Origin of the sequence: Streptomyces sp. SDr-06 (genome assembly GCF_003324565.1) — a bacterium.
GTDB lineage: Bacteria > Actinomycetota > Actinomycetes > Streptomycetales > Streptomycetaceae > Streptomyces.
In genome coordinates this window covers 109,382-132,586 of the sequence record NZ_QOLA01000011.1, presented here as the reverse complement: position 1 = coordinate 132,586, position 23,205 = coordinate 109,382, and the positions used below count along the sequence as shown (strand labels likewise).

Genomic DNA, 23,205 nt, shown 5'->3' with positions numbered 1-23,205 from the left:
GCCTCGCGGTCAGGAATCACGCACGAGGCTTGAAGGCGATGAGTGCGGCCCGATCCACCTTCTCCAACGCATCGGGCGCACGCAGGAGTTGGGCCTCCACAGTCAGCCCGGCCTCGGCCAGCAACCGGGCGACCTGGCCGGGGCGCCGCCAGTGGTAGTCGAGCGCGATCGTGTGTCCCAAGGCCTCCGTGCGGTGCGTTGACTCGTCGCCGACCTGGAACACGAGCAGGGCCCGGCCGCCCGGAGCCAGTACACGACGGAACTCATCGAAGACCAGCGGCAGTTGATCGTGCGGGATGTGAATGACGGAGTACATGGCCACGATGCCGCCCAGAGCCCCGTCCGGCACGTCCAGCGCCGTCATCGATCCTTCGTCGAACCGCAGGCCCGGATACGTCTCCCGAGCCACCGCGACCATGCGCGGCGACAGATCGACCCCGAACACATCAAGTCCCAGGCCGTGCAGGAAGGCCGTCACCCGACCGGGCCACGTCGGCGACGGGGCCGCCTCCTGCCGTCTGCACCATCTCGGCGAACGCGCCCAGCATGGCCCGCTCCAGGGGCTTGGCCTCCAGCTCGGAGGAGAACGCTCGGGCGTAGTCGTCGGCGATGGCGTCGTAGGCCCTCCGAGTCGCCCGCACGAAGTCCGGTTCAGTCATGGCCGGGGACCCTACTGGGGGCCACTGACACCGAGCTGGGGCATTGCGCCGAGGCGCAGTGCCCCAGCAGCTCCGACTCCTCCTCCCGGCCGACGGCCTGGAGGAGGTCGGGGCACCCTCACTGTTGGTGGGCGGGCCCAGGGCCGATCAGGTCTGGGCCATGTCCACGAAGCGTGAGTAGTGGCCCTGGAAGGCAACGGTGATGGTCGCGGTCGGGCCGTTACGGTGCTTGGCCACGATCAGGTCCGCCTCGCCCGCTCGGGGCGACTCCTTCTCGTACGCGTCCTCACGGTGCAGCAGGATGACCATGTCCGCGTCCTGCTCGATGGAGCCGGATTCACGCAGGTCGGAGACCATGGGCTTCTTGTCCGTGCGCTGCTCGGGGCCACGGTTCAGCTGCGAGAGCGCGATCACCGGGAGCTGGAGCTCCTTGGCGAGCAGCTTCAGGTTTCGTGACATGTCCGACACTTCCTGCTGTCGGCTCTCGGCGCGCTTCGAACCGCCCGACTGCATCAGCTGCAGGTAGTCGATGACGACTAGGCGGAGGTCGTTGCGCTGCTTCAGACGGCGGCACTTCGCGCGGATCTCCATCATCGACAGGTTGGGGGAATCGTCGATGTAGAGCGGTGCCTGCGACACGTCCGGCATCCGGCGGGCCAGTCTCGTCCAGTCGTCGTCGGTCATGGTGCCGGAGCGCATGTGGTGCAGCGCGACCCGGGCCTCGGCGGACAGCAGACGCATCGCGATCTCGTTGCGGCCCATTTCGAGCGAGAAGATCACGCTGGGCAGGTTGTGCTTGATCGAACAGGCCCGCGCGAAGTCCAGCGCCAGCGTGGACTTACCCATCGCGGGACGGGCGGCGATGACGACCATCTGGCCGGGGTGCAGACCGTTGGTCAGCGAGTCGAAGTCGGTGAAGCCGGTCGGCACTCCGGTCATCTCGCCGCTGCGCGAACCGATCGCCTCGATCTCGTCGAGGGCGCCCTCCATGATGTCGCCGAGCGGAAGGTAGTCCTCGCTGGTGCGCTGCTCGGTGACGGCGTAGATCTCGGCCTGCGCGGAGTTGACGATGTCGTCGACATCGCCGTCCGCCGCGTATCCCATCTGCGTGATCTTGGTGCCCGCTTCCACGAGCCGGCGGAGCACCGCCCGCTCGTGGACGATCTCCGCGTAGTAGGAGGCGTTGGCCGCGGTCGGCACCGACTGGACCAGCGTGTGGAGATACGACGCACCGCCGACCCGCGTGATCTCGCCGCGTTTGACCAGCTCGGCGGCGACCGTGATGGGGTCGGCGGGCTCGCCCTTGGCGTAGAGGTCGAGGATCGCCGTGTAGACGGTCTCGTGGGCGGGCTTGTAGAAGTCGTGGCCCTTGATGATCTCCACGACGTCGGCGATGGCGTCCTTGGAGAGCAGCATGCCGCCGAGGACGGACTGCTCGGCGTCGATGTCCTGCGGGGGCACTCGCTCGAAGCCGGAGGAACCGCCGTCCCAGTCGTCGGGACCTCGGTCGTGCTGATCGTCACGGCCCCTGCCACGACCACGGCCGCGGCCCTCGCTGTCGCCGCGCTGGCGGGAAACAGGCAGACGGTCACTCGGACCGGTGTCGGCCCAGGGCTCGTCCAACGGCTCGGGAATGCTCACCGGGCCACCTCCTCCCGTCCGCTCCGCGGACCTAGCCGTGCCACTCTTTTTACGGCACGACACTGACAAAACGAGAAGCCCGACTCCGGTTCCGGCGCGTCGGGCGCCGGACCACGTTAGGCCCGTGAGCGGCGTCAGCCAATCTGGTTATCCACAGGGCATGTGGACGAACGACCGGATGCTGTGGAGAAGTCTCCGGAACCTGTGCACGGACCGGGGGACAGCACTGTGGACAAAGTCATAGCACCCCGCCGACAAGGGCCCTGACCTGGACTTTCTCCATCCACCGGCTGTGGGGGAGAAAAACTTTCCCGACTGGCTCAAGATCATGGCAAACAGCACCCACGCGAACCGGACCCGACTCCCAAGGTAAGGATCACCAATGCATTGCATCCATTACCTGTGGAAGATTAGATTGATGCCATGACACAGGCCCCCACGGCACCGGAGAACGACCGGCGGACCTCCAAGCGACGACACGATCGCGAGATCGTGTCCCTCGCCGTTCCCGCCTTCGGCGCCCTGGTCGCCGAGCCGCTCTTCGTGATGGCCGACAGCGCGATCGTGGGCCATCTGGGCACTCCGCAACTGGCCGGTTTGGGTATCGCCGCCCCTCTGCTCACGACCGCCGTGAGCATCTTCGTCTTCCTCGCGTACGCCACCACCGCCGCCGTCTCCCGCCGGGTGGGCGCCGGCGATCTGCGAGCCGCGATCCGCCAGGGCATGGACGGCATCTGGCTGGCTCTGCTCCTGGGCGCCGTGGTCGTCGCGACCGTTCTCCCCACCGCCCCGTGGCTGGTCGCTCTCTTCGGCGCCTCGGACACGGCGGCCCCCTACGCCACCACGTATCTCCGCATCTCCGCCCTCGGCATCCCCGCCATGCTGGTCGTGCTCGCCTCGACCGGTGTACTGCGCGGCCTCCAGAACACCAGGACACCCCTGTACGTCGCCATCGGCGGTTTCGCCGCCAACGGTGCCCTCAGTCTGGGACTGGTCTACGGGGCCGGGCTCGGCATCGCGGGGTCGGCATGGGGCACCGTCATCGCCCAGTTCGGGATGGCCGCGGTCTATCTCACGGTGGTCGTGCGGGGAGCACGCCGCCATGGCGCCTCTCTGCGGCCCGACATCGCGGGTATAAGGAACAGTGCCCAGGCAGGCATACCGCTCCTGGTCCGCACGCTCTCGCTGCGTGCCGTCCTGATGATCGCCACTGCTGTGGCGGCCCGCCTCGGCGATGTCGACATCGCCGCTCACCAGATCATCCTGTCCCTGTGGAACCTGATGGCCTTCGCTCTCGACGCCATCGCCATCGCCGGACAAGCGATCATCGGCCGCTACCTCGGCGCCGACGACGCAAAGGGCGCCCAGCAGGCCTGTCGCCGGATGGTGGAGTGGGGCGTCGCCTTCGGAGTTCTGCTCGGCCTGCTCGTCGTCACGGCCCGACCGCTGTTCATCCCGCTCTTCACCAGTGACCAAGGCGTCCAGCACACCCTGCTGCCCGCTCTGCTGGTGGTCGCTCTCATCCAGCCCGTCGCGGGGGTGGTCTTCGTTCTCGACGGCGTCCTCATGGGGGCAGGGGACGGCCTCTATCTGGCGCGCGCCATGCTGGTGACGCTGGTCGTCTTCGCTCCGGTCGCCCTGCTCGTGGCGCCCCTGGGCGGCGGTCTGACGGCGCTGTGGTGGGCCATGGCCCTGATGATGACGGTGCGCATGCTGACTCTCGCCTGGCGGGCGCGGTCGGGCCGCTGGCTGGTCACCGGCGCGACGCGCTGACGACGACGGGGGGCGGCTCACGGTTTCACGTGAAACAGCGACCCCCTGTCAGCTCGGCCGAACCGTCTCCGTCCTGTGTTTCACGTGAAACACAGAGAAAGAGCCGCACCCCGAGGGGCACGGCTCTTTCTCTGTGCTGTGCAGTGCTTAGGCGGCGATGACCTCGACGCCAAGCTTCGCGACAACGTCGGCGTGCAGACGCACGGACACCTGGTGGGCACCCAGGGTCTTGATCGGCGCACCGAGCTCGACGCGGCGCTTGTCCACGTCCGGGCCACCGGCAGCCTTGATCGCCGCAGCGACGTCGGCCTGGGTGACGGAGCCGAAGAGACGGCCGGCGTCGCCGGAGCGAACAGCCAGACGCACCTTCACGCCCTCGAGCTGGGCCTTGACCTCGTTGGCCTGCTCGATGGTCGCGATCTCGTGGATCTTGCGCGCACGACGGATCTGCGCGACGTCCTTCTCGCCACCCTTGGTCCAGCGGATCGCGAAACCACGCGGGACCAGGTAGTTGCGAGCGTAGCCGTCCTTGACGTCAACGACGTCGCCGGCAGTGCCGAGGCCGGAGACCTCGTGGGTGAGGATGATCTTCATTTTTCGGTCACCCTTCCCTTATCGCGCGGTGGACGTGTAGGGCAGCAGCGCCATCTCACGGCTGTTCTTGACGGCCGTGGCGACGTCACGCTGGTGCTGCGTGCAGTTGCCGGTCACGCGACGGGCACGGATCTTGCCGCGGTCGGAAATGAACTTCCGCAGCATGTTCGTGTCCTTGTAGTCCACGTAAGCGGTCTTGTCCTTGCAGAAAGCGCAGACCTTCTTCTTAGGCTTGCGCACAGGCGGCTTCGCCATGGTGTTTCTCCTGTGTGATCAAGAAGTGGGGGTTACGAGCTGCCCTAGAAGGGCGGCTCGTCCGAGTAGCCGCCGCCGGAGCTTCCGCCCCAGCCGCCACCGCCGCCGCTCTGCGGCTGGCTGCCGCCGGCCGGCGCGCTGGAGGCCCAGGGGTCGTCGGCGGGAGCACCGCCGCCGCCCTGCTGGCCACCACCGCTGGGGGCTCCGCCCCAGTTGCCGCCGCCCTGCTGCTGACCGCCGCCGTAGCCACCCTGGCCGCCGCGACCGGTGGTCTTGGTGACCTTGGCCGTGGCGTTCTTGAGGCTGGGGCCGACTTCCTCGACGTCCAGCTCGAAGACCGTGCGCTTGACACCCTCGCGGTCCTCGTAGGACCGCTGCCTCAGCCGGCCCTGCACGACTACGCGCATGCCTCGCTGAAGCGACTCCGCGACGTTCTCCGCCGCCTGACGCCAGACCGAGCAGGTCAGGAACAGGCTCTCGCCGTCCTTCCACTCATTGGTCTGACGGTCGAAGGTGCGGGGAGTGGACGCGACACGGAACTTCGCGACGGCCGCACCGGAGGGGGTGAAGCGCAGCTCGGGGTCGTCGACGAGATTGCCGACGACCGTGATGACGGTCTCGCCTGCCATGGATGAACCTCTCGGCGGGGATTGCTGCTGGCTGCTGTGTTGCTACTCGGACCCGATTACCTCTGAGCGGAAGCTCAGTGGGTCTCGGGACGGAGGACCTTGGTCCGGAGGACCGACTCGTTCAGGTTCATCTGACGGTCGAGCTCCTTGACGACCGCAGGCTCGGCCTGAAGGTCGATGACCGTGTAGATGCCCTCGGGCTTCTTCTTGATCTCGTAGGCGAGACGACGACGGCCCCAGGTGTCGACCTTCTCAACCTTTCCGTTGCCCTCGCGGACGACGGAGAGGAAGTTCTCGATCAGGGGGGAGACAGCGCGCTCCTCCAGATCGGGGTCGAGGATGACCATCACCTCGTAGTGACGCATGTGGAACCCACCTCCTTTGGACTCAGCGGCCACGGTCGTTCCGTGGCAGGAGGGTCGTGATGCGTAAGCAACGGTATCGGCCCCCACTGACAATCCCCCTCCGTGAGGAGCGGGACGGTACGCGGGCACGGCTGACACCGGTGCAGACCGACCAGAGTACCTGTTGACCCGCTTCCGGTTGAAATCCAGTGGGCAGGGGACGCAATCTGTACAGATCGGGTGTGTGCGGCGTCACCCTTCGCCGCCCTTCGCCAGGAGGTGCTTCATGGCACAAGCAGTGCGACCGAACGCCGTCTCCCTCTTCGCCACCGACGGCAAGCCCCATCCGCTCCAGGACACATTCGCGGCCGTCACGGTCGTCCTGGGCGTGCTGGCCTTCACCACCGCGTGGTTCTACAACCTCCACCTGGTCAGCTCGTGGGCCGGGCTGGCCGGGATCATCACGGGCGCGTACGGCCAGCTCATCTCGGCCACGACGCGCGAACGGTTCCTGCTGATCCTCGGGCTCGGCGCCTCCGGTGTCGGGTTCTTCCTCGGCATGGCCCACGGCGGGCTCTTCGGCGGGGTCGTCGGCGGCTGACGGCCGCCCCGCCCCCGCCATCCCGGAATCCCCTACGGCGCTGTGCCGTACGGGCCAACCGGGGCGCTCCCGCGGCCCAGTAGGCTTCGGCACGAGAGCCGGAGCCCCTGTACCCATGGGGACACACCTGCCGAGGAGCGCCCCGCATGAGCCTGACCCTGAGGACCATCAGCCGTGAGCAGCATCTGGCGTACATCCAGAGCCTGCCCGCGGCGAGCCACTGCCAGGTCCCGGCGTGGGCTGACGTCAAGACGGAATGGCGTTCGGAGAGCCTCGGCTGGTTCGACAAGAACGGCGAGCTCGTCGGCGCCGGTCTGGTCCTCTACCGCCAGCTCCCCAAGGTCAAGCGCTACTTGGCGTACCTGCCCGAGGGACCGGTCATCAACTGGTACGCGCCCAACCTGGACGAGTGGCTGAAGCCGATGCTCGCGCACCTCAAGCAGCAGGGTGCGTTCTCGGTGAAGATGGGCCCGCCGGTCGTCATCCGCCGCTGGGACTCGACCGCCATCAAGTCCGGCATCCAGGACCCGGACGTGAAGCGCCTGCGCGACGTCGAGGCCACGCACATCGAGCCGCGTGCCTTCGAAGTCGCCGACCGGCTGCGCAAGATGGGCTGGCAGCAGGGCGAGGACGGCGGCGCCGGGTTCGGCGACGTCCAGCCGCGCTACGTCTTCCAGGTGCCGCTGGCCAACCGCTCCCTGGACGACGTCCTCAAGGGCTTCAACCAGCTGTGGCGCCGCAACATCAAGAAGGCCGAGAAGGCCGGCGTGGAGGTGGTCCAGGGCGGCTACGAGGACCTCGCCGAGTGGCAGCGCCTGTACGAGATCACCGCGGTGCGCGACCACTTCCGCCCGCGCCCGCTCTCGTACTTCCAGCGCATGTGGACGGTCCTCAACTCCGAGGACCCCAACCGGATGCGGCTCTACTTCGCGCGCCACAACGGGGTCAACCTCTCGGCGGCGACGATGCTCGTCGTCGGCGGGCACGTCTGGTACTCCTACGGTGCCTCCGACAACATCGGCCGCGAGGTGCGGCCCTCCAACGCGATGCAGTGGCGCATGCTCCGCGACGCCTACGCGATGGGGGCGACGGTCTACGACCTGCGCGGCATCTCGGACTCCCTGGACGAGACCGACCACCTCTTCGGCCTCATCCAGTTCAAGGTGGGCACCGGCGGCGAGGCGGCCGAGTACCTCGGCGAATGGGACTTCCCGCTGAACAAGCTGCTCCACAAGGCGCTGGACATGTATATGTCGCGCCGCTGAGCGGTTGCGTAACCTCGTTCCTCGTACCTCCGACTCATCGCAGCCATCAGAAAGGTCCGGACGGCCATGGCGCTCACCCTCTATGTCGACTCCGCTCGCTGGCGGGCGCACCAGAAGTCCGTGATCGACCAGTTCCCGGGCATCGTCCCGGTCTGCAAGGGCAATGGCTACGGCTTCGGCCACGAGCGGCTCGCGGACGAGGTGTCCCGCTTCGGCTCGGACATCCTGGCGGTCGGCACGACCTACGAAGCCGCCCGCATCAAGGACTGGTTCAGCGGCGACCTGCTCGTCCTCACCCCGTTCCGGCGCGGTGAGGAGCCGGTGCCGCTGCCCGACCGCGTGATCCGCTCGGTCTCCTCGGTCGACGGCGTGCACGCCCTGGTGGGCGCCCGCGTGGTCATCGAGTGCATGAGCTCGATGAAGCGCCACGGCGTCAAGGAGGAGGAGCTCGGCATGCTGCGCTCCGCCATCGAGGACGTACGGCTCGAAGGCTTTGCGCTGCACCTTCCGCTCGACCGCACCGACGGCTCGGACGCCGTCGAGGAGGTCATCGCGTGGATGGACCGGCTGCGCGCGGCCCGGCTGCCGCTGCACACGATGTTCGTCAGCCACCTGCGTGCCGAGGAGCAGGCCCGGCTGCAGCAGCAGTTCCCGCAGACCCGCTTCCGCGCCCGCATCGGTACGCGGCTGTGGCTCGGCGATCACGAGGCGACCGAGTACCGGGGCGCCGTCCTGGACGTCACCCGGGTCGCCAAGGGCGACCGGTTCGGTTACCGCCAGCAGAAGGTCGCCTCCGACGGCTGGCTGGTCGTGGTCGCCGGCGGTACCTCGCACGGCGTGGGCCTGGAGGCCCCGAAGGCCCTGCACGGCGTGATGCCGCGGGCCAAGGGCGTCGCCCGTGCCGGACTCGCCACCGTCAACCGCAATCTTTCGCCGTTCGTCTGGGCGGGCAAGCAGCGCTGGTTCGCGGAGCCTCCGCACATGCAGGTGTCGATCCTGTTCGTGCCGTCGGACTCGCAGGAACCGCGTGTGGGCGACGAGCTGGTGGCCCACCTGCGCCACACCACCACGCAGTTCGACCGCCTGGTCGATCGCTAGGCAGGACCGCCCCGCGAGGCAAGCAGAACATCGGGCCCCTGGCCGACGACAGCCGCCGTCGGCCAGGGGCCCGAGCCTTTCCACGAGTCCGCTAGGAGGCGGGGGACCTGGCGCCCCACTCCACCCGCGGCCCCTCTTCGAGCGTCGCCGCGTGGCGCGGGGGATGTGCCGCCTGGCCCAGCACGAACACGTCCTCGGCCCGGTCCAGGACCCCGCCCGACGGATCGTCCGAGCCGTCCCGCCGTACGACGTCCCGCTCCGGCATGAGGATGTCGCGCACCACGACGGCGCACAGATACAGCGTGGTCAACAGGTGTCCGGCGATGGCCAGTTGGTAGCCCTCGGTCGGCAGACCCTGGTGCTTGTCGCCGCTCATCGTGTAGGCGAGGTACAACCAGATACCGAGGAAGTACACGACCTCGCCGGCCTGCCAGATCAGGAAGTCCCGCCAGCGCGGCCGGGCGAGGGCGGCCAGCGGGATCAGCCAGAGGACGTACTGCGGAGAGTAGACCTTGTTGGTGATGATGAACGCGGCGACCACCAGGAAGGCCAGCTGCGCGAAGCGCGGACGGCGCGGCGCGGTGAGCGTGAGCACCGCGATGCCCGCGCAGGCCAGCACCATGAGGAGCGCGGCCAGCGTGTTCACCATGTCCGTGTTCAGGCCCTTGCCCGTGCGCTGCGAGATGATCAGCCAGAACGAGCCGAAGTCGACGGACCGTTCCTGGCTGAAGGTGTAGAACTTCTTCCACCCCTCGGGCGCGAGCATCATCACCGGCAGGTTCACCACCAGCCAGGCTCCGGCGGCGCCCAGCGCCGCGGCCCCGAACTCCCGCCATTTTCCGGCCCGCCAGCACAGCACGAGCAGCGGCCCCAGCAGCAGGACGGGGTACAGCTTCGCGGCGGTCGCGAGACCGATCAGGATGCCGAACGCGAGCGTCCGGCCACGCGACCACATCAGCATCGCGGCGGCGGTGAGGGCGACGGCGAACAGATCCCAGTTGATGGTGGCCGTGAGGGCGAAGGCGGGGGCGAGCGCGACCAGGAGGGCGTCCCAGGGGCGACGGCGGTGGGTGCGCGCGACGCAGACGGCGATGACGGCCGTGCAGGCCATCAGCATGCCCGCGTTGACCATCCAGTACATCTGCTCCCGGTGCTGCATGTCGCCGCTGCCCGGCGTCAGCCAGGAGGCGACCTCCATGAACAGGCCGGTCAGTACCGGGTATTCGAGGTAGTTCATGTCGCCGTTGAGGCGGTCGAAGTACGGCACGAGGTTGTCGGCGAAGCCGCGCAGCGAGTACAGGTGCGGGATGTCCGAGTAACAGGCGTGTGTGTACTGCGAATTGGCGCCCCGGAACCAGGCCCAGTCGTAGCACGGCAGCTTCTGGGCCATCCCCAGGGCGAACATCCCGATGGCGACGAGCACCACGATTCTGATCGGCGTGAGCCAGTGGTGGCCGGGCCTTGCCCAGCGGCCGAGCGGCCCGCCGATCAGCTGGCTGCCCGCCGCGGCGACCTCGTCCTGCTCCGTGGGGCGCACGACGGGTTCCGCGGAGTCTCCGCGCCGGTCCTCGTACACACGGGGGCTCGTCTCGCTCGTCATGTCCGACATCCTGCCGTACACCGCTGTGGATACGGGGAGCGGTCGTGTTTCACGTGAAACGAGGCCTCCGTTTCACGTGAAACGGAAGGGGCGGTGTTTCACGTGAAACACCGCCCCTCACTCCTCAACCGGCCGCCCTAGCCGCCGGTCGGTCCGAACCAGCCGCCACCGGGGCCGTTGCCGGGCTTCGATCTGGTGGGTGACGGGCTGGTGGTGGTGCCGCCGTCCACTCCGCCGTTCGTCGGGCCCTGGTTGGTCCCACCCGAGTTGTTGCAGGTCCAGTCCCACTTGCTGCAGGAGTTGCTGGGCGACGGAGACGGGGACGTCGTCGGGGTGCTGGAGGGCTTGCTGGACGGGCTCGACGAGGGGGAGGAAGGCGCAGACGGAACCGCGGTGGGGCTGGGGGACATGCCGCCGCCGTAGACCTTGTCGCCGATCTTCTCGGGGGCCGGGAAGGATTCGGCGGGAGAGTCGCCGAGCGCCTGCTGCATGTAGTCGTGCCAGATGGTCGACGGGAACGACGCACCATGGATCTTCTCCTGGCCGCCTGTTCCGAACATCTCCAGGAACTCGCGCTTCTTGCTCGTCTCGTTGTCGTCGAGGCGGTACATGCTGACGGCGGTCGAGTACTGCGGCGTGTAGCCGACGAACCACGCCGACCGGTTGCCGTCGGTGGTACCGGTCTTGCCTGCCACTTGGCGGCCGCTGAGCTTGGCGTTCGTTCCGGTGCCCTTTTCGACGACGTTCTTCAGGACGTCGGTGACGTTGTTGGCGACGGCAGCCGGGAAGGCGCTCTTCGTCTGGTCCTCGTGCTGGTAGATCACCTTCCCGTCCTTCTTCACCGACGCCACGGAGAACGGGTCACGCTGCGTGCCGCTGGCGGCGAAGGTGGCGTACGCGCCGGCCATCCGGATCGCGCTGGGCGAGGAGGTGCCGATGGAGAACGACGGCACGCTGGAGGAGGCCATGCTGGTCTTGCTGTCGCGCAGCCCCGCCGCCATGGCGACCTGCTTCACCTTGTCGGTGCCCACGTCCATGCCGAGCTGTACGTATGGCGTATTCACCGACTCCTGCATCGCGTAGCGGAGGTCGATGGCGTAGCTCGGCGGGTTGTACGACTCGTCACCGTCGTTGGTCTGCAGCCACTCGTTGCCGTCCTGGTTCTTCCAGATGGTGCCGTCATAGTTCTTGATCTTCAGCTTGTTCTTGCCGCTGTAGATGCTGTCCGGCGAGACGGGCGTCCGATCGGAGTCGGCCTGGGAGGCGGGCTTGTTCGGGTCGCGCTTTCCGTACTCCATACCGGCCGCGAGGACGAACGGCTTGAAGGTCGAGCCGACCTGGGCACCGGTCTCGTCGGCGTTGTTGGTGAAGTGCTTGGTCGCGTCCTCGCCGCCGTAGATGGCCACGATGGCCCCGGTCTTCACATCCACCGAAGCGGCGCCGAACTGGACGAAGGTGTCCACCTGGGGGCGCTTCTTCGGATCGATGTTCTTGTCCCGGACCTGCTTGACCACGCCCTCCATCGCCTGGACCTTCTTCTTGTCGAAGGTCGTGTAGATCTGATAGCCGCCCTTGGCCAGGTCGATGTCCGGGTTGGTGTTCTTCGCGTACGCCTGAGCGAGGGACACGAGGTAGCCGATCTGCCCGCCGAGATTCGCGTTCTTCTTCGGCTTGTCGGGCATCGGGAACATCTTGTACTTCGCGCGCTCGGACGCGTCCATGTGCTTGTCCTTGACCTCCTGGTCGAGGATCCAGGCCCAGCGCTCCATGGCGTTCTTGGTGTTCTGCTGCGCGGTGGCCGCCGGGTCGATCTCCGGGGCACCGGCCGGGTCGAAATAGGTGGCGCCCTTGAGGAGCGAGGCGAGGAAGGCGCACTGGCTGGGGTCGAGGTCCTTGGCGTCCTTGCCGTAGTACGTGCGGGCCGCGGCCTGCAGGCCGTAGGCGCCGCGTCCGTAGTACGCGGTGTTCAGGTACCCGGCCATGATTTCGCTCTTCTGCTTGGTCGCGCCGACCTTGATGGAGATGAAGAGCTCTTTGAACTTACGGGTGATCGTCTGCGACTGGTCGTCGAGGCGGGCGTTCTTCACGTACTGCTGGGTGATGGTCGAGCCGCCCTGGGTCTGACCGCCCTTGGCCATGTTCAACAGGGCGCGGGCGATGCCCTGGGGGTCGACTCCGCTGTCGGTCTCGAAGGTCTTGTTCTCGGCCGAGATGACCGCGTACTGCATGGCCTTCGGGATCTGCTCGTACGGGATGATCTGGCGGTTGACCTCCCCGCCGGTGGCGACCATCTGCGAGCCGTCGGCCCAGTAGTAGACGTTGTTCTGGGCCGTCGCCGCCCGGGCCACGTCTGGGACGCCCACCATGTAGTACGCCACGCCGATCACGGCGACCAGCAGGCCGAAGCAGCTCAGGCAGCACGCGCTCACGAGCTTCCAGGACGGCACCCAGCGACGCCAGCCGTGTTTGCCGAAGCGCGGATAGTCGATGAACCGCTTCTTGGGGGGCCGACCACCGGCCGCGCCACCTCTGCCCGCCCGGCGCCCCGGCCCGCCCGGAGGCCCCGCAGGCTCAGGGGCGCGCCTGCGGCCGCCCCCGCGCTGGGCCCGGCGGGCCTCGGCGCGCCCGCCGTAGCTGGGCTCCTCGGGGTGGGGGGCCGACGGCGATCCGTGTGAGCCGGACGGGGAGGCGGCCGGAGCGTCCTGGGACCCGGCCGTCGGCCGGGCCGCTCTACGACCGGAGGACTGCTGCGCGGCGCGCCGGGCCGCGGCACGTCCACCGCCCTGGGGCTGCGGCGGTTTGCGACGGTGCTCGCTCATCGAACGACTACTCCTCGGGCAGGCGAGAGCGCCTGGAAACGGCAGCTGAGTTCCTGTCCCCCCGGTGTGCGCGCCGGCCCCACGAAGGGCCGAGCCGCACCGCAGCCCGTGCACCGATGGCGCTGGACGCGCCGACGCCCCCTGACGTCACTCGGCACACAGTGATCTGCATGGCGCACAGACTACGCACGCTCAAAACCGCCCTAGGGTCGAAGTTCACCCCAAACCAGGCAAGTTGCTGCCTATGAATTGAGGATGTGACGCCGTTCACCATGGCCCCTCTTGTCGCAGCTACGACTCGGCCCTATCGTGCTGATGTATCGAGTCGATACATCAGCACGGCATAAAGGTTCCCGAGGACCGAGGAGGCGAAGGATGAGCAGGCGCTCCGGCATCCTCGAATTCGCCGTACTCGGGCTGCTCCGCGAGGCCCCGATGCACGGTTACGAGCTGCGCAAGCGGCTCAACACCTCGCTGGGGATCTTCCGGGCCTTCAGTTACGGGACCCTCTACCCCTGCCTCAAGACGCTGGTCGCCAACGGCTGGTTGATCGAGGAGCCGGGCAGCGCTCCCGAGGACGCGCTCGCCGCTTCACTCGCAGGGCGCCGCGCCAAGATCGTCTATCGGTTGACGGCGGAAGGTAAGGAGCACTTCGAGGAGCTGCTCTCCCACACCGGCCCCGACACCTGGGAAGACGAGCACTTCGCCGCCCGTTTCGCCTTTTTCGGCCAGACGGAGCGCGAGGTGCGGATGCGCGTGCTGGAAGGTCGTCGCAGTCGGCTGGAGGAGCGCCTCGAGAAGATGCGCGCTTCCCTGGCCCGTACGCGCGAGCGCCTGGACGACTACACGCTTGAGCTGCAGCGCCACGGCATGGAGTCCGTGGAGCGCGAGGTGCGCTGGCTGAACGAGCTCATCGAGAGCGAGCGGGCGGGACGGGACCAGCGGTCCGGCCCCGCCACCGGCTCGGCTCAGCAGGACAACACATCAGGAGAGACGGGCGGCCTGCCCCGGCACCGGGACAGCACCCGGCCGGATCCGTCCGAGGACACCGCCAACTGAAGGCTCTGCGCACGCAGGCCTTCGAAGAGATCGAACAGGGAGCAACCGGAATGGGTTCGGTTCGCGTAGCCATCGTCGGCGTGGGCAACTGCGCCGCCTCGCTGGTGCAGGGCGTCGAGTACTACAAGGACGCCGACCCGGCCACCAAGGTCCCGGGTCTGATGCACGTTCAGTTCGGCGACTACCACGTCGGTGACGTGGAGTTCGTCGCCGCGTTCGACGTCGACGCCAAGAAGGTCGGCCTCGACCTCTCGGACGCCATCGGCGCCAGCGAGAACAACACCATCAAGATCTGCGACGTCCCCAACAAGGGCGTCACGGTCCAGCGCGGCCACACCCTGGACGGTCTCGGCAAGTACTACCGCATGACCATCGAGGAGTCCGCCGAGGCTCCGGTCGACGTCGTCCAGGTCCTCAAGGACAAGCAGGTCGACGTTCTGGTCTGCTACCTGCCGGTGGGTTCCGAGGACGCCGCGAAGTTCTATGCGCAGTGCGCCATCGACGCCAAGGTCGCGTTCGTCAACGCCCTCCCGGTCTTCATCGCCGGCACCAAGGAGTGGGCGGACAAGTTCACCGAGGCGGGCGTCCCGATCGTCGGCGACGACATCAAGTCGCAGGTCGGCGCCACCATCACGCACCGTGTGATGGCGAAGCTGTTCGAGGACCGCGGTGTCCGTCTTGAGCGCACCATGCAGCTCAACGTCGGCGGCAACATGGACTTCAAGAACATGCTCGAGCGTGACCGCCTCGAGTCCAAGAAGATCTCGAAGACGCAGGCCGTCACCTCGCAGATCCCCGACCGCGACCTGGGCGAGAAGAACGTCCACATCGGTCCGTCGGACTACGTGGCCTGGCTGGACGACCGCAAGTGGGCGTACGTGCGCCTTGAGGGCCGCGCCTTCGGTGACGTTCCGCTGAACCTCGAGTACAAGCTCGAGGTCTGGGACTCCCCGAACTCCGCGGGTGTCATCATCGACGCCCTGCGCGCCGCGAAGATCGCCAAGGACCGCGGCATCGGTGGCCCGATCCTGTCGGCGTCGAGCTACTTCATGAAGTCCCCGCCGGTCCAGTACTTCGACGACGAGGCCTTCGCCAACGTCGAGAAGTTCATCAAGGGCGAGGTCGAGCGCTAGAGCTCGCACCCCTGAGGAATGCCGAGGGTCCCCGTGCGCCATGTGCGCCCGGGGACCCTTCGGGTATGTGACGCTTGCCCACATGCCTGTCGTACGTGATCTACGCGTGCTCCTGCGCCTGAAGCACTTCCGGCACCTGCTGGCCGTACGACTGCTGTCCCAGGCCGCGGACGGCGTCTACCAGGTCGCCCTGGCCACGTACGTCGTCTTCTCCCCCGAGAAACAGGCCTCGCCCGGCGCCATCGCCTCCGCCATGGCGGTCCTGCTCCTGCCCTACTCGCTCGTCGGCCCGTTCGCGGGCGTCCTGCTCGACCGCTGGCGACGGCGGCAGGTGTTCCTCTACGGGAACCTTCTGCGGTCCGCGCTCGCCGGCTGCACGGCACTGCTCGTCCTCGGCACCGCCCCCGACTGGCTCTTCTACGCCTCCGCCCTCTCCGTCACGGCCGTCAACCGGTTCGTCCTGGCCGGGCTCTCCGCCTCCCTGCCCCGGGTCGTCGACGCCGATCGGCTCGTCATGGCCAACTCGCTCTCGCCGACCGCCGGAACGCTGGCCGCAACCGCAGGAGGCGGGCTGGCCTTCGTGTTGCGCCTCGTGATCGACGCGGATGCCGCGACGGTCATTCTGGGCGCCGTCCTCTATCTCTGCGCGTCGCTGGCCTCCCTGCGTCTGCCGCCCGGCCTGCTCGGGCCCGACCCCACGGCGGTCCAGCCCGGCCTGGCCGCGGTGATCCGCTCCACGGCACGCGGGCTGGCCGACGGCGTACGGCACCTGAACGAGCGCAGGTCGGCCGCTCGCGTGCTCACCGCGATGACGCTGATGCGGTTCTGCTACGGGGCGCTGACCGTGATGCTGCTGATGCTCTGCCGCTACGCCTGGTCCGACGGGTCGGGGCACGACGACGGGACCGGCGGCCTCGCGCTGCTCGGACTCGCCGTGGGCGTCTCGGGGGCGGGCTTCTTCGCCGCGGCCGTGATGACCCCGTGGGCGGTGGACCGGCTCGGCCAGTACCGCTGGATCGTGGCGTGCTCGGCCACCGCCGCGGTGCTCGAACCGGCCCTGGGCCTGCCTTTCGCTCCCGCGCCGATGCTGGTCGCCGCCTTCGTCCTCGGTCTCGTCACCCAGGGCGCGAAGATCACCACGGACACGGTGATCCAGTCCACGGTGGACGACTCCTTCCGCGGCCGGATCTTCTCCCTCTACGACGTGCTCTTCAACATGGCCTTCGTCGGCGCCGCCGCGGTGGCCGCGCTGATGCTCCCCCCGGACGGCCGCTCGGCCTCCCTCGTCATCACGGTGTCGCTCATCTACGCAGCGGTGGCAGCCTTCATCATCCGGGCACCCCGCGCCTGAGCGCCCGCCCCGCGGTCACAGGGGCGGGGGCGGTGTTTCACGTGAAACACCGCCCCCGCCGCATGCCGTCACCGGTCGTGTTTCACGTGAAACACGACCCTCAGCCCTGCGTCGCCCACCATTCCTTCAGCGCCGCGACCGCCGCGTCATGCTCCATGGGCCCGTTCTCCAGACGCAGTTCCAGCAGGTGCTTGTACGCCTGCCCGATGGCCGGACCCGGGCCGATGCCCAGGATCTCCATGATCTGGTTGCCGTCCAGGTCGGGCCGGATCGAGTCCAGTTCCTCCTGCTGCTGGAGCTCCGCGATCCGCTCCTCCAGACCGTCGTAGGCCCGTGACAGCGCGCTCGCCTTGCGCTTGTTGCGCGTGGTGCAGTCCGAGCGGGTCAGCTTGTGCAGCCGGTCGAGGAGCGGGCCCGCGTCACGGACATAGCGGCGCACGGCCGAGTCCGTCCACTCCCCGGTCCCGTAGCCGTGGAAGCGCAGATGCAGTTCCACGAGCTTCGAGACGTCCTTGACCATCTCGTTCGAGTACTTCAGCGCGGTCATGCGCTTCTTGGTCATCTTGGCGCCGACCACCTCGTGGTGGTGGAAGGAGACCCGTCCGTCCGACTCGAATCGCCGCGTCCTCGGCTTGCCGATGTCATGCAGCAGCGCCGCGATCCGCAGCACCAGGTCCGGCCCGTCCTGCTCCAGGTCGATCGCCTGGTCCAGAACGGTCAGCGAGTGCTCGTAGACGTCCTTGTGCCGGTGGTGTTCGTCACTCTCCAGACGCAGGGCCGGCAGTTCCGGCAGTACATGGTCGGCGAGCCCGGTGTCGACGAGGAGCCGCAGCCCCTTCCTCGGGTGTGCGGAGAGCAGCAGCTTGTTCAGCTCGTCCCGCACCCGCTCGGCGGAGACGATCTCGATACGACCCGACATGTCCGTCATGGCGGTGACGACCTCGGGAGCCACCTCGAAGTCCAGCTGGGCGGCGAAGCGCGCGGCACGCATCATCCGCAGCGGGTCGTCGGAGAAGGACTCCTCCGGCGTCCCGGGCGTGCGGAGCACCCGCGCTGCGAGGTCTTCGAGGCCGCCGTAGGGGTCGACGAACTCCTTCTGGGGCAGGGCCACCGCCATCGCGTTGACGGTGAAGTCGCGACGCACGAGGTCTTCCTCGATGGAGTCGCCGTAGGACACCTCGGGCTTGCGCGAGGTCCGGTCGTACGCCTCGGAGCGGTACGTCGTGACCTCGATCTGGTAGCCGTCCTTCTGGCAGCCGACCGTCCCGAAGGCGATCCCGACCTCCCAGACCGCGTCCGCCCAGGGCCGCACGATCTTCAGCACGTCCTCGGGCCGGGCGTCGGTCGTGAAGTCCAGATCGTTGCCGAGCCGCCCGAGCAGCGCGTCCCGGACCGAGCCGCCCACGAGGGCGAGCGAGAATCCCGCCTCCTCGAATCGGATGGCGAGGTCGTCCGCGACTGGGGACACCCGCAGCAGTTCGCTCACCGCGCGGCGCTGCACCTGGCTCAGTGCACTGGGATTGTCTTCGTTGGCGTTCGGCACAACAGAAAAGGGTACGTGGCCCAGCCGACCGGGACGTCATCGTTTGTCACCGGCCCCGGTACGCCCGCGCTCCCGTCGGTACGGCACTCTTCCGATCATGTGGAGCAGTCCGCGGCACTTCGCCGCAGTCCGCATCGTTACCATGCGTGGACGCAGCAACCGACAGCGACGACAGCGAGGGACGGGCGAGCGCGTGGCCGAGGCGGCAGATTTCCAGGGGATGACTCCCTCACCTGCCAGCCGGTGGCTGCGCCGCACAGCGGCGCTGCTCGTCGGCGCTCCCTTGTTCGCGGGCCTGCTGTCCGCCACGGCCGCCCCGGCGGCGCACGCGGCCGAGGACGCGGTGGGCGGCCAGAGCGTCCAGGTGTCACTCGACTCGGTGGCTCCCAAGGCGCCCGTCAAGAGCGACACGCTGACGATCTCCGGCACGGTGACCAACAAGGGCAAGCAGGCCGTCACCGGCGCCCATGTGGGGCTCCGGGTGGGAACGAAGCTGTCCGGGCGCAGCGCGATCGAGGAGACGGCCGGCCGCACGGGATACTCGCCGGGTATAGACGCGGCGGAGGTCGGGGACGGCCCCACGGTCAATTTCGCCAAGCTGGGCGCGGGCGTCAGCCAGGACTTCACGCTGTCCGTGCCGGTCTCCAAGCTGGGCCTCGGCGAGGACGGCGTGTACCCGCTGGGCGTGTCCCTTTCGGGTCAGACCGCGAACCAGCCGTACGACCAGGTGCTCGGTATCCAGCGCACCTTCCTGCCGTGGCAGCCCGAGGCCACCGAGGGCAAGAAGAGCCAGCTCACCTTCCTGTGGCCGCTGATCTCCTCGTCCCACCTCACGGCCCAGACGGGCTCGGACTCCCAGCAGACGCCCGTCTTCGCCGACGACTCGCTGGCGCGGGACATCGGCCCCGGCGGGCGGCTGGAGCAGATGGTCTCGCTGGGCAAGCAACTGCCCGTGACCTGGGTGATCGACCCGGATCTGCTCGCCACCGTCGATGCGATGACCCGCAACTACAAGATCAAGGTCGGCGACAACCTGGTCACCGGCACCAGCCAGGATGCCGCCAAGGCCTGGCTGAGCTCGCTGGAGGCCGCCGTCCAGGGCGAGAAGGTCGTCTCGCTCCCGTTCGCCGACCCCGACCTGGCCTCGCTCGCCCACCACGGCCGGGACGTTCCGGGCTCGCTGGGCCACCTGCAGAGCGCCACCGAGGTCGCGCAGAAGACCATCGACACGATCCTGCACGTGACACCGTCCGTGGACTACTCCTGGCCCGTGGACGGCGCCGTCGACCCGTCGATCATCGACGTGGCCACCTCGGCCGGAGCACACAACGTGATCGCGCGCAGTGACAGCCTGCGGGACAGCGCCCTCGCGTACGCGCCCACGGCGACGAGACCGATCGGCGTCGGCGCCAACGCGATCGTGGCCGACGCCCGGCTCTCCACGGCCTTCCAGGGGGACATGTCCATGGCGGACACCTCGACCCTGGCCGCGCAGGAGTTCCTCGCGCAGACCCTCGCGGTCACGCTTCAGGACAGCACCAAGCAGCGCAGCATCGTCGTCGCCCCCCAGCGGATGCCGTCCGTCAGCCAGGCGCAGACGATGGCCGCCGCGTTGCACGCGCTGGACCCGCAGCGCTGGACCCAGCCCCTCGACCTGTCCGCGGCGGCCACGGCCAAGCCCGACCCGCTCGCCAACACGAAGGTGCCCGGCACGGGTGCGTATCCGGACGCCCTGCGTCAGCAGGAGCTGCCACTCGACGCCTTCCAGGACATGAAGAACACCCAGGGCACCCTGGACAGGTTCAAGGTCATCCTGTCCGCGCCCGACCGGGTCGTCACGCCCTTCGGCAACGCGATCAACCGGGAGATGTCGACGTCCTGGCGCGGCGACTCGGGCGGCGCCCAGAACTACCGGTCCGGAGTGCAGCTCTACCTGAACGGCCTGGCCGACCAGGTCCACCTGATTCAGAAGTCGACGGCGACCATGTCGGGGCGCAGCGCGACGATCGCCGTCACCGTGCAGAACAAGCTGGTGCAGGGCGTCGACCACCTGGTGCTGAGACTCCAGCCGAAGAGTCCCACCCGCCTCCAGCTGGGCGAGGACGGCGACGCGATCGGCGAACAGCCGGTCAAGGTGGACGGCGACCGCAGCCAGTCGGTGAAGTTCACCGCCATCGCCAACGCCAACGGCCCCGTCCCGGTGACCGCCCGGCTCTACACGGAGGACGGGACCCCTTACGGTGAACCGATGGAGTTCACCGTCCAGGTCTCCGAGATCACTCCGACGGTGATGCTGGTCATCGCCGGCGGCGTCCTCCTGCTGGTGCTCGCCGGCATCAGGATGTACACCCACCGCAAGCGCGCCATGGCTCGCGAGGAGTCCGACGGAAACGACGGCCCCGGCCGGTCGAACGGTTCGGCGGACGCCGATCCCGGGCAGCCGAGTGACCCGACACCGGACACCGGTCCGGAAAGCGGGGCCGCACCCGGCCCGGGTGAGAAAGTGGACCATTGAGCTATGTCGTGGCCGGTCGGCCGGGGACGATGAGGTGGGGTACACCATGAACGCGCCGTACGACGGTGACCGTGGGCAGGGCGCTGGCAGCGGTGCCGCGCCCTCCGGGGGCATGCCCCCGGCACCCGCCCAGCCCGGGCAGGTCCCGCCGCCGCAGGCCGCGCCTGACCCGTACGTCCAGGAGGCCTACGCCTACGACCCGTACCGGTCGCAGGACCTGTCCGCCCAGGACCCGGTGACGGAGGCGCTGTACGACCGCGCCGCGCACCCCCCGCCGCCCCCGGGCACCTACGCCGAGCAGCCGCCGCTCTACCAGCAGCCCGCCGCCCAGCAGTACGCGCCCGACCCGCGCATCTGGGCGCAGACCCCGCCGCCCGAGCCCGAAGGGCCCTCGCGGCACCTGCCGTACGGCGACGACGCGCGGACCACGCAGTTCGTGGGCCTTGACGACCTGGTCACCCAGGCGGGTGAGGAACTGCCCGAGCAGGACGCGTTCGCCCACCTCTACCGGGACCAGCAGCAGGCGGGCCAGCCCCCGGCGCCCGCCGCGCCGGAGCCGGCCCCCGCGCCCGCCCCGAAGCCGGCCGGGCGCGCCTCCAGCCTGATGAAGTCCAGCGCCGTGATGGCCGCGGGCACCCTGGTGTCCCGGCTCACCGGCTTCGTACGCAGCCTGGTGATCACCGCCGCGCTGGGTGCCGCCCTGCTCGGTGACACGTTCACCATCGCGCTGACCCTGCCGACGATGATCTACATCCTCACCGTCGGCGGCGGCCTGAACTCCGTGTTCGTGCCCCAGCTGGTGCGTTCCATGAAGGACGACGAGGACGGCGGCGAGGCCTACGCCAACCGCCTCCTTACGCTCGTCATGGTCGCGCTCGGCACCATCGTCACCCTCGCCGTGCTCGGCGCCCCGCTGCTGATCCAGCTGATGTCGCCGACCATCGGCAACGACGCGGCCGCCAACAGCGTCGCCGTCACGTTCGCCCGCTACTGCCTGCCCACGATCTTCTTCATGGGTGTGCACGTGGTGATGGGCCAGATCCTCAACGCCCGCGGCAAGTTCGGCGCGATGATGTGGACGCCGGTCCTCAACAACATCGTGATGATCTGCACGTTCGGGCTGTTCATCTGGGTCTACGGCACCTCCGCCGAGTCCCACATGGGGGTCCAGACGATCCCGCACGAGGGCGTCCGGCTGCTCGGCATCGGCACCCTGCTCGGCCTGGTCGTACAGGCCCTGGCGATGCTTCCCTACCTCCGGGAGACCGGCTTCCGCTTCCGGCCGCGCTTCGACTGGAAGGGCCACGGGCTCGGCAAGACGGTCAAGCTCGCCAAGTGGACCGTCATGTTCGTGCTCGCCAACCAGGCCGGAGTCATCGTCGTCACCCGGCTCGCCACGGCGGCGGGCAAGGAGTCGGGGCGCTCCGGCGCCGGCTTCCTCGCCTACTCGAACGCCCAGCTGATCTGGGGCATGCCGCAGGCCATCATCACCGTCTCGGTCATGGCGGCGCTGCTGCCGCGCATCTCCCGTGCCGCGCACGACAACGACCCCGGCGCCGTCCGGGACGACATCTCGCAGGGTCTGCGGAACTCGGCGGTCGCGATCGTGCCGGTCGCCTTCGCGTTCCTCGCGCTCGGCGTCCCCATGTGCACCCTGCTGTACGCCTCCAGCGGCGTCCAGGCCGCCCAGTCCATGGGCTTCATCCTGATGGCGTTCGCCCTCGGTCTGATCCCGTACTCCGTGCAGTACGTCGTCCTGCGCGGCTTCTACGCGTACGAGGACACGCGCACGCCCTTCTACAACACGGTCATCGTGGCCGCCGTCAACGCGGCGGTCTCGGCCGTCTGCTACGTAGTCCTGCCCGCCCGATGGGCGGTCGTGGGCATGGCCGCCGCGTACGGCCTGGCCTACGCCGTGGGCGTCGGGGTGGCCTGGCGGCGGCTGCGCAACCGGCTGGGTGGCGACCTGGACGGCCCGCACGTCCTTCGTACGTACGCCCGCCTCTGCCTCGCCGCCGTGCCGGCCGCCGTGGCCGGTGGCGCGGTGGGCTTCGGTCTGCTGAAGTTCCTGGGCGAGGGCGCCGGAGGATCGGTCGTGGCACTGGTCGTCGGCGGTGGCGTCCTGCTGGGAGTCTTCTTCGTCGCGGCCAAGCGCATGCGCATCGAAGAGCTGAACGCCATGGTCGGCATGGTGCGTGGGCGGCTCGGCCGCTGAGGCCGGAGCCCGCGCACAACCATCGTCGGCCACCGCGTGTCGTGCATAGTGCCGGACTGTGGGCACAATTGGCATGACTTTGCATGGCTGGCCTACAGCACGCAACGGATG

19 protein-coding genes are annotated in these 23,205 nt (G+C 68.6%); 9 read left to right on the top strand and 10 right to left on the bottom strand.

The window, feature by feature from the left end; translation table 11 throughout:
* Positions 1-16 precede the first annotated feature (16 nt).
* The 3 genes from DT019_RS22490 to dnaB all read right to left on the bottom strand — a co-directional run bounded on the left by DT019_RS22490 (position 17) and on the right by dnaB (position 2,300).
* Positions 17-478, bottom strand: a complete 462-nt coding sequence (locus DT019_RS22490; protein ID WP_317617792.1) for a class I SAM-dependent methyltransferase — start codon at positions 476-478, stop codon at positions 17-19.
* Positions 447-659 (bottom strand): hypothetical protein, encoded by a 213-nt coding sequence (locus DT019_RS40910; RefSeq protein WP_317617791.1) that lies wholly within the window; start codon positions 657-659, stop codon positions 447-449. The genes DT019_RS22490 and DT019_RS40910 overlap by 32 nt, the downstream gene beginning before the upstream one ends.
* Positions 660-806: 147 nt before the next feature.
* Positions 807-2,300, bottom strand: a complete 1,494-nt coding sequence (gene dnaB / locus DT019_RS22485) for a replicative DNA helicase (RefSeq protein WP_114038681.1) — start codon at positions 2,298-2,300, stop codon at positions 807-809.
* A 423-nt stretch (positions 2,301-2,723) separates the two neighbouring features.
* Here dnaB and DT019_RS22480 point away from each other — a divergent pair, with 423 nt between their 5' ends.
* On the top strand, positions 2,724-4,073 hold the full coding sequence (locus tag DT019_RS22480; RefSeq protein WP_114038680.1) for an MATE family efflux transporter: 1,350 nt from the start codon (positions 2,724-2,726) through the stop codon (positions 4,071-4,073).
* Positions 4,074-4,220: 147 nt separating this feature from the next.
* On the opposite strand, the gene rplI is transcribed toward DT019_RS22480, so the two are convergent.
* From rplI to rpsF, 4 genes are all read right to left on the bottom strand, one after another.
* Complete coding sequence (rplI, locus tag DT019_RS22475) at positions 4,221-4,667, bottom strand: 50S ribosomal protein L9 (RefSeq protein ID WP_114038679.1); 447 nt, start codon at positions 4,665-4,667, stop codon at positions 4,221-4,223.
* 18 nt (positions 4,668-4,685) lie between these two features.
* Positions 4,686-4,922 (bottom strand): 30S ribosomal protein S18, encoded by a 237-nt coding sequence (gene rpsR, locus DT019_RS22470; protein ID WP_005315025.1) that lies wholly within the window; start codon positions 4,920-4,922, stop codon positions 4,686-4,688.
* A 44-nt stretch (positions 4,923-4,966) separates the two neighbouring features.
* The gene (locus DT019_RS22465; RefSeq protein WP_114038678.1) at positions 4,967-5,551 is read right to left on the bottom strand and encodes a single-stranded DNA-binding protein; all 585 of its coding nucleotides are present in this window, start codon (positions 5,549-5,551) and stop codon (positions 4,967-4,969) included.
* Between the two features lie 74 nt (positions 5,552-5,625).
* Complete coding sequence (rpsF, locus tag DT019_RS22460; RefSeq protein ID WP_053724701.1) at positions 5,626-5,916, bottom strand: 30S ribosomal protein S6; 291 nt, start codon at positions 5,914-5,916, stop codon at positions 5,626-5,628.
* Positions 5,917-6,181: 265 nt separating this feature from the next.
* Between rpsF and DT019_RS22455 the strand changes: the two genes are divergently transcribed.
* From DT019_RS22455 to DT019_RS22445, 3 genes are all read left to right on the top strand, one after another.
* Positions 6,182-6,496 (top strand): hypothetical protein, encoded by a 315-nt coding sequence (locus DT019_RS22455; protein WP_114038677.1) that lies wholly within the window; start codon positions 6,182-6,184, stop codon positions 6,494-6,496.
* A 146-nt stretch (positions 6,497-6,642) separates the two neighbouring features.
* A complete protein-coding gene (locus DT019_RS22450) occupies positions 6,643-7,761 on the top strand; it encodes a lipid II:glycine glycyltransferase FemX (protein WP_114038676.1) in 1,119 nt (372 codons plus the stop codon).
* A gap of 66 nt (positions 7,762-7,827) precedes the next feature.
* Complete coding sequence (locus tag DT019_RS22445; RefSeq protein ID WP_114038675.1) at positions 7,828-8,859, top strand: alanine racemase; 1,032 nt, start codon at positions 7,828-7,830, stop codon at positions 8,857-8,859.
* 91 nt (positions 8,860-8,950) lie between these two features.
* On the opposite strand, the gene DT019_RS22440 is transcribed toward DT019_RS22445, so the two are convergent.
* Both DT019_RS22440 and DT019_RS22435 read right to left on the bottom strand, forming a co-directional pair.
* Positions 8,951-10,459 carry a glycosyltransferase family 87 protein gene (locus DT019_RS22440; RefSeq protein WP_114038674.1) on the bottom strand — a complete coding sequence of 503 codons (1,509 nt, stop codon included), beginning with the start codon at positions 10,457-10,459 and terminating at the stop codon, positions 8,951-8,953.
* A 137-nt stretch (positions 10,460-10,596) separates the two neighbouring features.
* The gene (locus DT019_RS22435; protein ID WP_114038673.1) at positions 10,597-13,278 is read right to left on the bottom strand and encodes a transglycosylase domain-containing protein; all 2,682 of its coding nucleotides are present in this window, start codon (positions 13,276-13,278) and stop codon (positions 10,597-10,599) included.
* Between the two features lie 375 nt (positions 13,279-13,653).
* Between DT019_RS22435 and DT019_RS22430 the strand changes: the two genes are divergently transcribed.
* From DT019_RS22430 to DT019_RS22420, 3 genes are all read left to right on the top strand, one after another.
* Positions 13,654-14,337 (top strand): PadR family transcriptional regulator, encoded by a 684-nt coding sequence (locus tag DT019_RS22430; protein WP_114038672.1) that lies wholly within the window; start codon positions 13,654-13,656, stop codon positions 14,335-14,337.
* Between the two features lie 50 nt (positions 14,338-14,387).
* Positions 14,388-15,470, top strand: a complete 1,083-nt coding sequence (locus DT019_RS22425; RefSeq protein WP_114038671.1) for an inositol-3-phosphate synthase — start codon at positions 14,388-14,390, stop codon at positions 15,468-15,470.
* A gap of 82 nt (positions 15,471-15,552) precedes the next feature.
* A complete protein-coding gene (locus DT019_RS22420; protein WP_114038786.1) occupies positions 15,553-16,821 on the top strand; it encodes an MFS transporter in 1,269 nt (422 codons plus the stop codon).
* Between the two features lie 100 nt (positions 16,822-16,921).
* Here DT019_RS22420 and DT019_RS22415 read toward each other — a convergent pair whose 3' ends face one another.
* Positions 16,922-18,364: a CCA tRNA nucleotidyltransferase gene (locus DT019_RS22415; protein ID WP_114038670.1), complete on the bottom strand. Its 1,443-nt coding sequence runs from the start codon at positions 18,362-18,364 to the stop codon at positions 16,922-16,924.
* Positions 18,365-18,557: 193 nt separating this feature from the next.
* Here DT019_RS22415 and DT019_RS22410 point away from each other — a divergent pair, with 193 nt between their 5' ends.
* Positions 18,558-20,879, top strand: coding sequence for a DUF6049 family protein (locus tag DT019_RS22410; protein WP_114038669.1), 2,322 nt, complete (start codon positions 18,558-18,560; stop codon positions 20,877-20,879).
* 46 nt (positions 20,880-20,925) lie between these two features.
* Positions 20,926-23,094, top strand: a complete 2,169-nt coding sequence (gene murJ / locus DT019_RS22405) for a murein biosynthesis integral membrane protein MurJ (protein WP_114038668.1) — start codon at positions 20,926-20,928, stop codon at positions 23,092-23,094.
* Positions 23,095-23,205: the final 111 nt, after the last annotated feature.

What these genes read in the sequence shown, in the direction of transcription:
- DT019_RS22420 (WP_114038786.1), top strand. Translation starts at nt 15,553, where the DNA reads ATGCCTGTCGTACGTGATCTACGCGTGCTCCTGCGCCTGAAGCACTTC.
- DT019_RS22430 (WP_114038672.1), top strand. Translation starts at nt 13,654, where the DNA reads ATGAGCAGGCGCTCCGGCATCCTCGAATTCGCCGTACTCGGGCTGCTC.
- rpsF (WP_053724701.1), bottom strand. Translation starts at nt 5,916, where the DNA reads ATGCGTCACTACGAGGTGATGGTCATCCTCGACCCCGATCTGGAGGAG.
- DT019_RS22435 (WP_114038673.1), bottom strand. Translation starts at nt 13,278, where the DNA reads ATGAGCGAGCACCGTCGCAAACCGCCGCAGCCCCAGGGCGGTGGACGT.
- DT019_RS22465 (WP_114038678.1), bottom strand. Translation starts at nt 5,551, where the DNA reads ATGGCAGGCGAGACCGTCATCACGGTCGTCGGCAATCTCGTCGACGAC.
- rplI (WP_114038679.1), bottom strand. Translation starts at nt 4,667, where the DNA reads ATGAAGATCATCCTCACCCACGAGGTCTCCGGCCTCGGCACTGCCGGC.
- murJ (WP_114038668.1), top strand. Translation starts at nt 20,926, where the DNA reads ATGAACGCGCCGTACGACGGTGACCGTGGGCAGGGCGCTGGCAGCGGT.
- DT019_RS22440 (WP_114038674.1), bottom strand. Translation starts at nt 10,459, where the DNA reads ATGACGAGCGAGACGAGCCCCCGTGTGTACGAGGACCGGCGCGGAGAC.
- DT019_RS22455 (WP_114038677.1), top strand. Translation starts at nt 6,182, where the DNA reads ATGGCACAAGCAGTGCGACCGAACGCCGTCTCCCTCTTCGCCACCGAC.
- DT019_RS22445 (WP_114038675.1), top strand. Translation starts at nt 7,828, where the DNA reads ATGGCGCTCACCCTCTATGTCGACTCCGCTCGCTGGCGGGCGCACCAG.
- DT019_RS22425 (WP_114038671.1), top strand. Translation starts at nt 14,388, where the DNA reads ATGGGTTCGGTTCGCGTAGCCATCGTCGGCGTGGGCAACTGCGCCGCC.
- rpsR (WP_005315025.1), bottom strand. Translation starts at nt 4,922, where the DNA reads ATGGCGAAGCCGCCTGTGCGCAAGCCTAAGAAGAAGGTCTGCGCTTTC.
- DT019_RS40910 (WP_317617791.1), bottom strand. Translation starts at nt 659, where the DNA reads ATGACTGAACCGGACTTCGTGCGGGCGACTCGGAGGGCCTACGACGCC.
- DT019_RS22450 (WP_114038676.1), top strand. Translation starts at nt 6,643, where the DNA reads ATGAGCCTGACCCTGAGGACCATCAGCCGTGAGCAGCATCTGGCGTAC.
- DT019_RS22480 (WP_114038680.1), top strand. Translation starts at nt 2,724, where the DNA reads ATGACACAGGCCCCCACGGCACCGGAGAACGACCGGCGGACCTCCAAG.